This window comes from Thalassotalea profundi, from assembly GCF_014653195.1.
GTDB lineage: Bacteria > Pseudomonadota > Gammaproteobacteria > Enterobacterales > Alteromonadaceae > Thalassotalea_B > Thalassotalea_B profundi.
In genome coordinates this window covers 1-15,191 of the sequence record NZ_BNAH01000019.1, presented here as the reverse complement: position 1 = coordinate 15,191, position 15,191 = coordinate 1, and the positions used below count along the sequence as shown (strand labels likewise).

10 protein-coding genes are annotated in these 15,191 nt (G+C 35.1%); 1 reads left to right on the top strand and 9 read right to left on the bottom strand.

The features are described 5' to 3' along the window. Positions 1 to 4: 4 nt before the first annotated feature. The 3 genes from mutL to tsaE form a co-directional block, all read right to left on the bottom strand. Positions 5 to 1,870 carry a DNA mismatch repair endonuclease MutL gene (gene mutL, locus IE155_RS17310; RefSeq protein ID WP_189379534.1) on the bottom strand — a complete coding sequence of 622 codons (1,866 nt, stop codon included), beginning with the start codon at positions 1,868 to 1,870 and terminating at the stop codon, positions 5 to 7. A gap of 23 nt (positions 1,871 to 1,893) precedes the next feature. Further along, on the bottom strand, positions 1,894 to 3,219 hold the full coding sequence (locus tag IE155_RS17305; RefSeq protein WP_189379532.1) for an N-acetylmuramoyl-L-alanine amidase: 1,326 nt from the start codon (positions 3,217 to 3,219) through the stop codon (positions 1,894 to 1,896). A gap of 84 nt (positions 3,220 to 3,303) precedes the next feature. Then, positions 3,304 to 3,801, bottom strand: coding sequence for a tRNA (adenosine(37)-N6)-threonylcarbamoyltransferase complex ATPase subunit type 1 TsaE (tsaE, locus tag IE155_RS17300; protein ID WP_229817440.1), 498 nt, complete (start codon positions 3,799 to 3,801; stop codon positions 3,304 to 3,306). Positions 3,802 to 3,970: 169 nt separating this feature from the next. Between tsaE and queG the strand changes: the two genes are divergently transcribed. Then, on the top strand, positions 3,971 to 5,116 hold the full coding sequence (gene queG / locus IE155_RS17295) for a tRNA epoxyqueuosine(34) reductase QueG (RefSeq protein WP_189379524.1): 1,146 nt from the start codon (positions 3,971 to 3,973) through the stop codon (positions 5,114 to 5,116). Positions 5,117 to 5,148: 32 nt separating this feature from the next. Here queG and IE155_RS17290 read toward each other — a convergent pair whose 3' ends face one another. From IE155_RS17290 to IE155_RS17265, 6 genes are all read right to left on the bottom strand, one after another. Continuing rightward, entirely contained in the window at positions 5,149 to 6,822 is a 1,674-nt protein-coding gene (locus IE155_RS17290) for a response regulator (RefSeq protein WP_189379522.1), read from the bottom strand. Positions 6,823 to 6,848: 26 nt separating this feature from the next. Next, positions 6,849 to 7,055 carry a DUF1289 domain-containing protein gene (locus IE155_RS17285; protein WP_189379520.1) on the bottom strand — a complete coding sequence of 69 codons (207 nt, stop codon included), beginning with the start codon at positions 7,053 to 7,055 and terminating at the stop codon, positions 6,849 to 6,851. Further along, positions 7,056 to 10,460, bottom strand: coding sequence for a hypothetical protein (locus tag IE155_RS17280; RefSeq protein ID WP_189379519.1), 3,405 nt, complete (start codon positions 10,458 to 10,460; stop codon positions 7,056 to 7,058). Positions 10,461 to 10,630: 170 nt separating this feature from the next. Next, a complete protein-coding gene (locus IE155_RS17275) occupies positions 10,631 to 11,068 on the bottom strand; it encodes a DUF4442 domain-containing protein (protein WP_229817437.1) in 438 nt (145 codons plus the stop codon). A gap of 131 nt (positions 11,069 to 11,199) precedes the next feature. Further along, positions 11,200 to 14,577: an ATP-binding protein gene (locus tag IE155_RS17270; RefSeq protein ID WP_189379515.1), complete on the bottom strand. Its 3,378-nt coding sequence runs from the start codon at positions 14,575 to 14,577 to the stop codon at positions 11,200 to 11,202. Positions 14,578 to 14,810: 233 nt separating this feature from the next. Beyond that, positions 14,811 to 15,191: EF-Tu C-terminal domain-related protein (locus tag IE155_RS17265; RefSeq protein WP_506054835.1), on the bottom strand; the 381-nt coding region annotated here is incomplete at its 5' end.

Genomic DNA, 15,191 nt, shown 5'->3' with positions numbered 1-15,191 from the left:
AAATTTAAGTTAATTGCTTTTTAACTGATGTGAGGTCAACATCTACAGAATTCAAGCTTAAGCCTTTACTTAGCAACGATATATTTAATTGCTTTTCATTATCTTCATTTATCATCAACTGCAAGTACTGTTGCCAAAGTTGCTGCACTTCTTGCGCTTGGAAAGTTTTATCTACCATATTCTTTGCAATAAATTGTTGCCAAAACGGCTCACTAACACCATTACCGTTTTCTTCAGCATCTTGAAGCTGCTTAAAAAGCAAGGTAAAACATTGACTAATATTTTGCTGGCGTAATAACGCAGGAAATTGTCTAATTCTAATTTCAGTCGTAGATATCATGTCCATGACTATTCCAATATGCTTTAATTGCTCCTGATACTTGCCAATTCTGACACTATCATCAACTGACAGTTCAAATTTTATTGGTAATAATAACGGCTGACTCACTAAACCTTTTTCCCATTGTTGCTGTAAGGTGTTTAAAGTAACGACCTCTGCTACAAATGTTGCCGAAATTAAGCGTATATTTTGTTCAATCTTAAATAATATATAGTTAGGCTCAATAAAAGTAAGCCACTGAATAGCCATTTTTGAGCTGCTTGTAGAGTATACTTCAGTGGTAGTTCTAGCTGTTTCTTTAGACTCTATTGATAACTTTTCGGCCAATGGTGTCATTAAACGTTGATATACGCTATTAGACTTTGAACTCGTTAATTCCTTATTACGAAAAGATGCCGTTGAAACAGTATAATCACTTTTTCGTGTTTCATTAATTTGACGAATTGGGTTTACATACTCCTGCTCACGGGCGGAATATGGCTCTATAGTTGTTGCCTCCGCACTAGGCTCTTCAGGCATAGTTTGAGATGAGTACTGAGTCGTTAATGTTTGTTGGCAAACTGAAAAAATAAAATCATGCACATAACGCGATTGATGAAAACGAACTTCATGCTTAGCTGGATGAACATTCACATCAACTTCTTTTACATTTAATGTTAAAAATAAAACAAACGCTGGGTACGTTTCAGCGGGTAATGAATCACTATAAGCTTGGCGAATAGCATGATTGATTAACTTATCACGCATCATTCTTCCATTTACATAGCTATAACATAAATCGTTTTGTTTGCGTGAAAAATTGGGGGTTGCCATCCAACCATGTAGGTGCAATGACTCATGCTGGCAATCAAGATACAAAGCATTGTCTATAAATGCTTGGCCGCAAACTTGAGCAACACGCTTTTCATATTGTTGTTGGTTATTGGCTGTGCGGTATTGACGAATAATTTTACCGTTATGAGACAATACAAAGCTTACATCGAATCGAGCCAATGCTATTCGTTTGATCACTTCTTCAATATGAGAAAATTCTGTTTTTTCAGTACGTAGAAATTTTCGTCTTGCTGGGGTATTAAAAAATAAATCTACCACATCAATCGTTGTTCCATCACTATGAGCTGCAGGTAGTATAGTAACTTCCATATCTCGCCCTTGGGCGCAAGCTTGCCATGCTGACTCTTGGTCAGCGGGTTTTGACGTTAGGGTTAAACGAGATACAGAACTAATACTCGCCAACGCTTCACCACGAAAACCTAAACTACTAATTCCCTCTAAATCATGTAAATCTTTAATTTTACTGGTGGCATGGCGACTTAACGCTAAAGTAAGTTCACCTTTCTCAATACCACAGCCATTATCAGATATTTTTATGCGTTTAGCGCCACCTTTTTCTATGTCGATTTTAATTGCAGTTGCGCCAGCATCCAAACTATTTTCAACTAACTCTTTCACCACTGAAGCGGGACGTTCAACCACTTCACCCGCCGCGATTTGGTTAGCTAAACGCGCGGGTAAAATTTCTATTGTCATTATTTATACCAAGTAGAGTTAAATTATAAAGCGGCGCGAGGAATTTTAAGTGTTTGTCCAATGCGGACAACATTTGATGATAAATTATTTAATGATTTTAGTTGATTCACAGATACATTATAACGCTGTGCAACAACTGAAAGTGACTCCCCTCTAGCAACTTTATGTTTCTTCAACGTCATTGCCGCAATTAAACTACCTTGAGGAGGATGTAGTTCAAAATAATGCGTTATTGCAGTAAAAATAGACTTTGCGAGCTTTTGTTGATGAGCTGAATTATTTAATCGCTTTTCTTCTTGTGGATTGGAAATAAAACCGGTTTCAATCAAAACAGATGGAATATCAGCAGATTTTAATACCGCTAAGCTCAATCGCTCTGGCGTTTTCTTATGCAATTTAGTTACTTTTTTCATTTGCTTAATCACGTGCTCGGCAAATTCGTAGCTACTTGCCATGGTATATTCTTTCTTCATATCCGCTAATGTGATCGCTAGGTTTTTGTCTTTAGTTTTCTTTATGGTGTCACCGGCACCGCCTAATAATTCTGACTCTTTTTGGCGATTTGAAATCCAACGAGTAAACTCTGAATCGGCTCGGCGTGTAGACTGTACCAATACAGAAGCACCATGAGGTTGTGCTGAAGTAAAGGCATCAGCATGAATTGATATTAATAAATCAGCACCTTTTTCACGGGAAAGTTCAATTTTTCGATCATGGTTAACATAGTAATCACCGCTGCGGATCATTACCGCCTTAAACCCTGTCTGACGATCAATTAATCGTGACAGCTTTTTTGCAATATTAAGCGTTATATGTTTTTCATAGGTTCCCGATGCCCCTATTGAACCAGGATCTTCACCTCCATGGCCGGCTATCACGGCAATAACAATATCTCGCTTATCATTAGGCGTATGTGTTTCTACGGTTTGGTTCACACGATGAGGATCGAACAAATCGACAACTAAACGATTACCATATTGACCTGCTGGTGCTAATGGAAATAGCGTTAGCTTATAATCATCATTTAATTCTAATACAAGGCGCATACCTCCCTTGTATTTAGGTTTGGAAGTTCGAATACGCTTTATGCGCTTATCATTCCTAGCAAGAGTTTCTAACTCAACCAAGTTTTTAGTATATTTAAAGTCAATCACTAAACGTTGTGGGTTCTTTAGGCTAAAATACGTATATTCTGGGGTGGTCTTTAAATCAAAAACGATGCGAGTATTTTCAGGAGCAGGCCAAACACGAATACCATCAATACTATTAGCCGCATAGGTAAATGGTGAGAAAACCAAAAACGTAAGCAAGAAAATAACTAATGTACGTATTGCTACTACCAAATTCATGTGACTAACAACCCCAAATAATTTAAATTAATTTACTTCTTTTCTAGACTAGGGCATTTGCACAACTTAGGAACATATAACTATTTACTCAGTCAGCCCTAAAAGTAATTTATGCCCAATAGTTGTATGTGAACTTATTGTTAATTTTCGCTGCTCACCTTGATATTCTATATTAATAGTAACATCGGCATTAGCCAATAGCCCAGCGCCTTTTTCTGGCCATTCAATAAAGCAGTTACTTTGCGCACCAAAGTAATCGCGTATTCCCATATATTCTAATTCTTCAGGATCAGCTAAGCGATATAAATCAAAATGATATACTTGCCATTCACCTAAATCGTATGGCTCAACTAATGTATAAGTTGGGCTTTTAACATTACCCTTGTGTCCTAACCCTTGCACAAACCCACGAGTAAGAGTAGTTTTCCCTGTACCTAAATCACCGTTTAAATAGACGACAATCCCATGATTAAGTTCATTTTTTACAATATTAGCTAATTTGTTACCAAAGGTAACAGTGGCAGATTCATCTGCTAAATTAAACTCTTTTTCAGTCCGAGGCGCTGAACATGGTTTATTCATATCTACGTTCATATTTGGGTAATAGTCCAATCTAAAATACAAGCAAAGAAATTATACCTGATTATGCGTAATCCATGCTAGCAATACACATACTGTGACTGTCACCTGATAAGGCTTTTATGGTAAACTTATGATAATTAAAACTGACATATAATAGTGTTATTACTCAATGACAACACCCTCTTTTGATTATCTTGAACTTGCTAATAGAATAAAGCTTTGGGGCAAAGACTTAGGCTTTAATAAAGTAGGGATCACAAATGTTAATTTAAGTGATCATGAAGATAATCTTACCAAGTGGCTAGCCAATAATTATCATGGTGATATGCATTATATGGAAAGTCATGGGTTAATGCGCGCGCGCCCGGCAGAGTTAGCTCCTGGCGCTTTAAGAGTTATTTCAGTTCGATTAGACTATTTACCATCTGACGCAAGATTTGCCCAAACATTACAAGATAAAGACAAAGCTTATGTGAGTCGATACGCACTTGGTCGAGATTATCATAAGTTAATGCGCAAACGACTGAAAAAGCTTGGTGAACAAATAAAAGATTACTGTGCTAATTTAAATTACCGTCCTTTTGTCGATTCTGCACCAATATTAGAACGCCCACTAGCGGAAAAGGCTGGCTTAGGCTGGGTAGGAAAACATAGCTTGTTATTAAGCCAAGAAGCTGGTTCTTGGTTTTTTATTGGCGAGTTACTCGTAGATATCCCCCTACCTTGTGACCAGCCAGTAAGTGAAAATTGTGGCAAATGTGTTGCTTGTATTAAAATTTGCCCTACCAATGCCATCGTTGAACCTTATGTGGTCGATGCTAGGCGCTGCATATCGTATCTTACTATTGAGTTAAAAGATGCTATACCACTGGAATTCAGATCCTTGCTAGGAAATCGTATATATGGTTGCGATGATTGCCAATTAATTTGTCCTTGGAATCAATATGCCCAATTAAGTGTAGAGCAAGACTTTCAAGCACGACATAAACTTGACCGCACCTCCTTACTGAAACTTTTTCTGTGGAGCGAGCAAGATTTTTTAAATAATACCCAAGGCTCTCCTATTCGTCGAATTGGGTATCAGCAATGGTTACGAAATATTTCAGTCGCTTTAGGAAATGCCGATTATAGACAAGAGATAGTTGATGCACTTCAACAACAGCGAGAAATAGCTTCACCCTTAGTGCAGGAACATATAGATTGGGCGCTTGAACAGCAAAGCAAAAAGCAAAAAGTAATCACGTTGACTGGAAACGAACGTTTAAATGCTCGATTGATCAGATCAATAGAAAAAGGTTTACCTAGAGATGCTTAAGCTTTCTTTCATAACTAAGATAATAAGACAAGCTATTCTTCTTTTTCTTCTTCTTTTTCTTTTTGCCCAGTTAATGTTTTCCAACGCTCTATTAATTGGTCTACCTTATGTTGAGAGTCTTCATTTAAGTTAGCTGCACTAAAAGTAGTTATTGCTTTATCAGCATATTCTAAATAGGCATCATCAAGCTCATTTTTTTCTTTCATGAGGCTCATAATATTCAACAAACTAGACGCAAATTTTATTGATGTAGGAGCTAAATGCTGTGCTTGAATTATAGCCTCTAAAGCGGGGACATAACGACACTTTCTCATATGCTCCTCTGACATTTCATACAAATGTTTAGGTGTAAAATGAATATCCGATCGCTCTTGTGTTTCCTGCTCTATATATTTGTTCACCACTTGACTTGTTAAAGAGTCCCCCATAATTTGGTTCTTTATTGCTTGTAATAAAACAGCCGCTTCTTCACGCATACCTAATTCATGAAAAACTTTAACTTTATCTAAGTTATCTTCAATTGATGCACTTGGACGAAGACTAATTTGAGTTTCCACCAAGCGCTTCGCTTTATCTGATTGTTTTTGTACATTGAATAAACGCGCTTGAATTACCGTTAATTGTTGCGTTAAATCATGCGCTTTACCATACTCTATTTCTAAACGTTGAATATATCTTTGAACTTGTGTAATCAGCTTCGCCGAATTCTCATCTGATACAGTACAAATAAGATCTATCGCTGAACGAATTACGTTTAACATTAAATCAGGTGAGTCATGAATTGAGTTTTTTGCTTGTTTGGCGATATTCTGTGTCGCAATATATTGCCCTTGGTGATCGTGATTTAAACGTGCTAAATCCCATGATTTTCTATTTCGCTCTATATTACGGGGAGATAATGCAGTCGCTTTTTTGATTTCTTCATACGCTGCGGAGTAATTTTCTTGCTCTATATAATATTGCGCAAGTAAATCATGAGTTGCAAAACGTGTGTTAGGCTTTTCAATAAGAGAATCGATAAGCTTTTTAATCTCATCAATTCGTCCCTGCTTTAATAACGATTGTACAAAGCCAATATATACCCAGCCATGGCGTATTTCTTCAAGTAAGTTTTTATAAAATATTTCTGCTTCTGAATACTCTAACAAATTCAAAAGTGCATCACCTTTCATCCTTAAAATATGCGTTCTATATTTTTTTAATTCTTCATTAGATAAATGCCTGTCGGCAAAGTAGATAGCTTTAGAAAATTCTCGGTGATCTAAAGCGTAGTACATATTAAATAATTGTTGTTTAACCTTTAAGGTATGTGTCAGTCTGTCTTGTACCAGTTTTGGCACTAATGGCTTAACCCAAAAATCATCAGGATCTAATTCAATAATAGCATTAACTAAAGACTCATTTGTTTCTGTACTAAGAAAAATTAAAACTGTGGTGTGGGTAACAAAGCCTTTAAATTTTAACTCTTCTAATAGATGAAAACCATCGCGATCGCTACTGACATTAAATGAGCAAATAACAACATCGAAACACATTTTATTGCACAAACTGATAGCATAATAGGCACTTTGAGCACAGCTCACCATGCGTATGCCTAAGTCATAGAAAGACCTTTTTAATACATCATGAACAAGTAGATTATCATCAATGACTAATACTCGTAATTGTTCAAAATTCTCTAATCGATTTTTTACGTCTAAATCCATTACACCTCGTTACAACGCATACAACGTTATTGATTATGACTACTTTTACGATGTTTACATTTGATCACTATATTTTGTTGCTCTGCTTCGGTTAATTCACGCCAACCGGTTATCTCATTCAAGTGTCGAAAACAACCTATACAAATGTCATTTTCATTTAAACAGCAATTTTTTACACAAGGGCTTAAATTAACATATGCTGTTCTTTTTGAATCATTTTCACTGCTTGTCACTTATATTGACTCCGCATACGTTGCTAACAACTGATACTTTATCTGAATATCCTGCATCGCCTCAGTTGCCCCCTTAAAATCTTTCTTTGATAAACTATTCATCAAAGGCAAGCAGGCATTCGCTAAATCGTTAGCGACCATAATTTTTGTTACTGTTAAAACGGTCGTCAAACAACGTTCAGCATTTATCGCGTCTTTAACTTCTAAATATTTAGCTAACTGAGTTATAGCGCAGCCTATCTCGTTAATATAGTCTAAGATCATAAAGCCAGCTAATTCAGATGAACCTTGATTTTGCGCATATTTTACTAAATCAAATGCTGCCATTTCGACACAGAGATCTATTTTCTTGCTAGCCGAAGCTTCAGGAGACTTACTTTCAATCACCTTATGTGAATTTACACTATGATGCTGGGTTAACTGAAGCTCCTTAAGCCATGAACTGAATACATTAACAAGGGCACCAATATCTAGCACATTGGGTAATAAATTAAACTCCCAATGGCAATGTTCATCAGTAATATCTTTCTGACATTTATTTAACTGTGTACTTGTAAATGCATAAACCGCTCTTTTTACTTTTTTCCCAACCTCTAGTTGCATGATTGCCGAGTCGTCAAATTCATTAATCAAAATAAGATATCGACCTGATTTCCATTGTTTTTGCATTTGTTGCGCATTGCAAACTAAATGTACTTGCAATCCCATCCAATGCAATAAGCGCTGTAATATTTCATGCTTTTTGGGTTCAGCTACCGCAAGCAATACTTCAACCTGAGTTGCAGAAAAGCGATAAGGTGTAAATATATCTGCCGCTAAAAGAAGGTTACTTGAGCGTTCACTTTTTATAAATTGTTTAAGCTCTGCAGCAAACGTAATAGCATCCAATATTTGACTATGTTGATACATACCTATGCGATGAAAAGCTTGATTACATATAGGTTGTAAAACAAATATCTTAGGTTGTAATTCTAAAGGCAAATTATCAACGTGTTTAGTCACTAATGAAAAATCATTGCTAAATACATTATCTGCAACAATTAAGGTCGCAACAGGTTCTTTTAGTAACTGTTTGGCATTCACTTGTTTAGTAAAAGCTTTAATTGAACTGACAACAGATAATTTTGCTTGATGCTTTTTAGCTATCTGAGTAACAAAACTTACAGTGAGTGAATTATCACTTAACAACATTAAGTTTCGCTGATTTAAATCAATAACATCCGGTTTTTGGGTCGTTGATACTGCGGTTGTGATCGGCATTTTAAATGATATTTGATAGCCTTTATCTATGACCTTTGTTTGCAATTGCTCACAATATGTCGCGTTAAATAAACGAGAAAAATATTGTGTTAATGGAGCCTCCTTTTCCAACTTATCACCATCAACCTGCGTTAATGCCATGATTGTTTCTGGTAAAGTATAGCTATTTTCAAGGTGGGTAATATTAAAAACAAAGTTTAAAATTTGCTGCCCTGAGTTTTTATCAGCCATGGTTACTGCAAGATGCAAGTGTCCTTTATACTGCTCTTGTAATAAAGAGTGGCAAAAATGACTTAATGTTTGATGAAACAACCTAATATTCAGCTTGCAAGGTTCAATGATATTACTATCAACGGTATAGCTAATAGTGTTTCGTTGTAAGTTGGCATCGACTAGAATATTAGACATTAAAACGTAAAGTTCATTAATAAAATTAACATCAGTTAATTTTACTTGCCTGTCTTTATTACCTAACAAGGTTGTTAACTGTAGTTGCTTTGACCACTCAAGCATTCTAATTAAGTGGCGATAAACTTTTAGCGGAGCAACTCCAAATCCTAAAGAAGCACTTTGACTTTGCAGCATAGTACGAATAAGCATTTTACTTAATACCTGACTATTCTCAATTCGCTGCATGCGATTATCTTGTTCATTTTGAATAATCGTTTGGTTTACTTCTACGATTTCTTTTTCAAGTTTAGCCTGACGATCTTGTAAACATAAAATGCCATGCCAAGCATGTTCAGTAAATTCGATAGTTAAACTAAATACCCGCCCTTGTTTATCTTGTATAATGCGTTCTATGATAGTGTTATCAAGCTTAGCCTGGCGGGCATCAATAAAAATACCCTTGATGTTTTGTCGACTAAAAGCATGATACCAGCACTGATTTGGCTTTAGCGCTAATACCTCACTTGCTAATGCTTTCGATAAATCTCTTTCTCCTTTTTGAATATCACTAGACCACACTAATAACTGTAAGTATTTGGCAAGGCGAGTCTTTAATTCATCATAATTTGTCTTAACTTGCTGATATTCATTTTCACTATGCGCAGGTAAAGTTAATTGATTGATTAATTCAAATGCTTTCTGTTGTTCTAATGATGTGAACGGTAAAGTAACGTCGCCTTCAACTCGTTGCTCTAATAAAGTCATTGAATGTTGTTGGTAACGTTTGATGCGAGTTGCAAGCAGCATAAGCAATAGCATCAATAAAAAAACAAACACAGCTAGTATTGACACAAGCGTAATATAATAAGCACTCTCAGATGCTTTTAATTGTGGTGGTAACCAAGGTAAGACTTCTTTTGGCCAAAGGTTATCTGATGCTCGTTGTGCTAACTTAAATTCGGCGCTTAATGGTAATAGGACCTGATAATGCTTATTTATTAACGAGCGAAACTCTTGACTAATACGAATATGACTTCGCCATTTGGCAATACTACGTTGATCTACCCATAATAAATTATTCAACTCTAGTAGAGGGGTTACAACAGTTGCTTCTTCCATTTCATTCGCTGTGATATCAAGCCATTGCTGGTTTAATGTGTTTAATCGCTCAGTAAACTCTGTAAATAGATCAATATCTGTCGCTACAGTTACATTTTCCATCACAATTATTGCTTGAGAAAAGAGATTGATACTTTGTTGATACAATAAGTGATGACGTTTTATGCTACTTTTTAGTGCATCACTTAAAGCCGTATTTACTAACTGCAGCTGAACAATTGTATTTTTCTTTAACTGTTCATTTTTCTCATGGTTTACCGATAAGCGTTCAACAGCTACTTGGTAATTTTCACCGTCAGCTAGCAATTTTCTTAATAGTTGCTTATCACCGACATCACTCCTAATTAACGCTTTCAAATTATCCTGATATTTTGATAGCACTGGAGAAAAGTTTTTCGGGTTATCCGCAATAAGGATCTCTGTAAGTAACTGCTTACTATTAGCAATTAATTTATTATAGTTAACTTGTTTTTCAACTGAGGGAAGTATATCGCGTTTTAGTGTAAATAAGTCGGACTCTCTACTATAAAAAATCGCAAGTACACCAATAAAAAAACAGCTAAACAAACAAGCAATGATTGTAATGCGTCGATTAATTTGTTGATGAAAAGGGGTTAAAGAGTCCATGCTTGTCATTAATTATCCAAAATAAAACCTATTGATACACCTTTTTTTGTGATGCTCAAATCACAAATAAAGAAAACAATAGTTTAGGGGATAATGACCAATAATCAAAGGCTAAATCGAGCCGTTTAAATAATAAGGTTTGGCTTGATTTTAGCGATCTGATTTACATTGATGATAAGTTATTTTTTAGCTCGCTTAGTTACCCATGCCCAGTGCATTAAACAAGCGATTGGTTCTTCGCCAGACTCATCCGTAATATGTACTTCGACTAGAAAGTCGCCTTTGTCTTGCGCTTTCATTTGATCTAATTGTTCAGAAGTAATAGTTGCTTTTGCTTTTAGAGCACCTTCCATACGTCTTAAAAAATCCATTTTCATCGACTTTAATAAAGGGAGTTGAGAGTCGGGTAGATTAATCCCAAAAACGATACCTGACGCAGACTCAGCCAATAATGCAGCTGCAACAGCATGTACGCCGCCAATATGATTTTGAACTTTTCTTTTATTAGCAAGCTCAATTTCAACCTTTTGATGATCGATATGCGTGATCTTAATGCCTGTTGTATTGGCATATTTAACCTGTGAACAGAATAACTTGGTTAATAACCACGAACGCATAAATTTAGGCCCTGAGTTAATACGTTGGACCATTTTACTTAATCGATTCGCCATAATAATTATCTCAATTGAATAGAATCCCTTATTGTTAACTATACTGGTCAGACCTTCAAGGGTAACTTGATTATTTGCTAATTATTTATAGAAAAGTTTTCTTGTATTATTTTGGTAACCTTTTGAAATTCCCTCCCAATTGTTTGGACTAAATGAACACATCCCTGTATATCTTTTTGCTTTGCCGTACCTTCTAATGCAATTGAATAAGCGTAAAGTTGTAATGCGCTAATATTAGCTGTTGTACCTTGTAGAGCATGGCTTACCAATTTTATTTCACTAAAATCTTTGCTATTCAACGCTTCTTGTAGTGAACTAATTTTAATAGGCGTTTCATCAAGAAACATCTCAAGTAGCTTCTTATATAGCTCTTCGTTATGAGATAAACGTTCTAATGCTTTCTCGAAATTTAATGATTCATAAACAGCTATTTTCTTATTTTTTCCCGCTACATTGCTTGAAATACCAGCAAGTAAGAACTTATTTAATGTTTGAAATAAACGAGCAGTATCAATAGGCTTAGTAAGATAGTCATTCATCCCAAGAGCAAGACACTTTTCTTTCTCATCAGACATAGCATTAGCTGTTAAGGCAATGATTGGGGTTCGTACAAACTCATCACCTGCTTCACCTTTTCGTATACGCTGAGTTGTTTCATATCCATCCATAATTGGCATTTGACAATCAAGTAATATGGCATCAATTTCTACCTTGTTGGTTTTCGCCTCAACCAATTTTTCTATCGCTTCAACACCAGATAAAGCTGTAATTGTTTTTGCATTAACAGAATGTAATAAATGCACAGCAATAGTGATATTAATGCTATTGTCATCGACCACTAAATAGGTTTTATTCGCAAGATTCGGAAAATCAAATTCACTCTTGCTGTCTTCTGTAAGCTTAGAAGTAAAATATTTCAACAACTCTGTATTAGTTGAAAATAATTGTAAGAAAGACAGTAATTTTGTTGGCCTATTTAGGAATGCAAATAAATGCTGAATTTCAGGATAAGTCTCCGAATGACGTGAAAGAAATATACTTCTAGATAATATTTTCTCATTGTCTTTTATTAGTTGATATTCCGAATGGTGACAGTCTACAACATAATAATCAGGATTTTCATTATCAACAACACCACCAAAATATCTTATGGTATTGTCCCATTTTTTATATATATACTCATCACATAAAAGAAGTTTAAACGATACTTTATTCAATACTTTAGTATCAGGTAAGGCTTTAGCCCCTTCGGTTTCTGTATCAATATAAAAACTGAATGTACTTCCTTTATCTTTTTCTGATACAACTGAGATTTCCCCTCCCATCAATTCACAAAGTTGTTTACTAATTGAAAGGCCTAGCCCTGTGCCCCCAAACTCAGTTGAAATTGAGTTATCAGCCTGAGTAAAAGATTGAAATAGTTTTGACTGTAAATCTTTTGCGATACCTATACCGGTATCTTTAATATCAACTTCCAACCTAATTTTTTTGTTGATAAACCTTGTTCTTGCTGAGATATATACGCCACCACGCAACGTAAATTTCAATGCATTCCCAATTAAATTATTTAAAATTTGAATCAATCTTCCCGAATCTAATTTTAATGAGAAATGCTTTATTTCAGTAACATCAAACTCTAAATTAACATTCTTGTCATAAGCTTGAGGAGTTAAGGAGATAACAGTATCTTCAATTACCGCTATCACATTACAATTTTCAGCGACTATTTCAAGCTTTCCCGCTTCAATCTTTGATAAGTCTAAAACATCATTAATTAATGTACTTAACGATGATGCACTCGAGTGCATCATGTCTAGTAATGAAGCAATATGCTCTTCATGTTTTTCCTTAGACATCAAGTTAAGTGATCCTAAAATTCCATTTAATGGAGTTCGCATTTCATGGCTAATAGTTGAAACAAACTTACTTTTAATATTTGACGCATTCACGGCATTTTTCCGTTCTTGCTCTAATTCTGCAGTTCTTGCTAAAATTTGATCTTCCAATGAAGCATTAATTTCTGTTATTTCATTCTCGTACCTTATTTGCTCTGAAATGTCTTGAACAAATAGTGCATTACCAATTTTTACATTTTTATCATCTAAAATGGGTGACATATTTACACGCAATTCAGTGACCTTGTTTGAAGATGTCACCTGAAAGTTGGTAGTATTTGAGCTTTCAAATTTTATCAGTTGATCAATAAATTCAGCACAAAAGCATGATATATCCGCTAACTTTTGCTTCGATTTGAAATGACTTAACTCTGGAAAAAACTGAGCCGCTGCAATATTAAAACTTTCTATTTCTAATTTATGATTAATCGCAATAATCCCATCTGAGGCGCCTTGAATTATTGCAGCAAACTGTGTTCTTGTTTTCCTTAACTGAGCGGCACTACGAATATAAAAAAGCAAGATGACCGAAATAACAATAAAAATAAGAAAAATAACAGCTAAAGAACCTAAATTAGCGAGGCGTTTATCCTGTAATATTTTCTCATATTTTTGCTCACTAATATAATTGATAAAAGAAAACTTATTAGCCCCTCCAAATTCTATAGGGGCAAAAATAAGATCTTTAAATAGCGAAATAAAATGAGATTTTTCATTACTTTTATTAGTAAACTTTAATAAACCTTGATCCCATGGCTCAGTTTTAAATGCTTTACTCCATGTAACCTCAGGAGCTAAATCTTTAGTAAAACGATACTCTCCATCACTATGCTCAATAATATTTTCATATTGATCTAATAATGATAATCGTACATCGTGTTTATCACTTATATCCTGTAGCTGACTAAGTAATTCTGTCGCAGAAATATTAATGATTAACAAACTGTATAGTTGATTAAGTTCGTTATATACAGGTATTGAAAAGCGAATTGTAGGCTTAACCGGGTATTCAATAACTCCGTTTTCACGATTTAAATCTAATTCAGAAATATATACCGTATGTTCAGGTAATTTGAGTGTTTTTTTAAAGTAATCTGTATCGCCTTTATTTTGTAATTTTGTTTCAATTACTCGTTGAATATCTTGGCCTATTTTATCCACTCTAACTAATTCAAAACCTGTTGCTGCATCGATCAATCTAATTTGTGCAATATCTTGGTAATTGCTTGCTAGTGAACTAAAAATTTGTGCAAGCCGTGTCAACCATACGTCCGTTTTTGTTCCATCAAGTGAATCAACACCGTTATTTACCTTAGAACGACTAATTCCTTGAATAGGAGGAGTATCTAATAAAAATGTTAAATGTCTAAATTGTCTGTTTAAAAAACTATTGAAGGTATTTTTTTGTTCCGAATAGACGCCTTCTAATAAGTTTTTCACTTCCAATCGTGTAGATTCAACTAGTGCGTTGTCTTGTACTTTAATAATAAAAGCTACAGATAATATAAAAATAAGAGCTAACCATGGCATTAAAAATTTATTTGAACTGATTACTGCCATTCTTAATTTCATTATTTCTCAGTAAGATGATTGGGTTATATTGCAGGTGTGGCTACTAAGTTTATTGTAGGTTAATTTTTAGTAAAAAAATAGTTTTCCTATGTGATCGATTGTATTAATAATAATTACAAGCTTATAGATCTAGTCAATTGGGTAAGTCGTTTTTAAACCACAGACAAAAAAGGCCGCTTTCGCGACCTTTTCTTTATGCTCAGTGAGCTAAAATCTCGATATTAGTCGATGATTTTAGAAACAACACCAGCACCAACAGTACGACCACCTTCACGGATTGCGAAGCGTAAACCTTCGTCCATCGCTACTGGGTTAATTAGCTCTACAACAAACTTTAAGTTGTCGCCTGGCATTACCATTTCTACACCTTCAGGTAATTCTACTGCACCTGTGATGTCAGTCGTACGGAAGTAAAACTGTGGACGGTAGCCTTTAAAGAATGGAGTGTGACGTCCACCTTCATCTTTGCTTAATACGTAAACTTCTGACTCAAACTTAGTATGAGGTGAAATTGAACCCGGCTTACATAATACTTGACCACGCTCTACGTCTTCACGCTTAGTACCACGTAATAATACACCACAGTTCTCACCTGCACGACC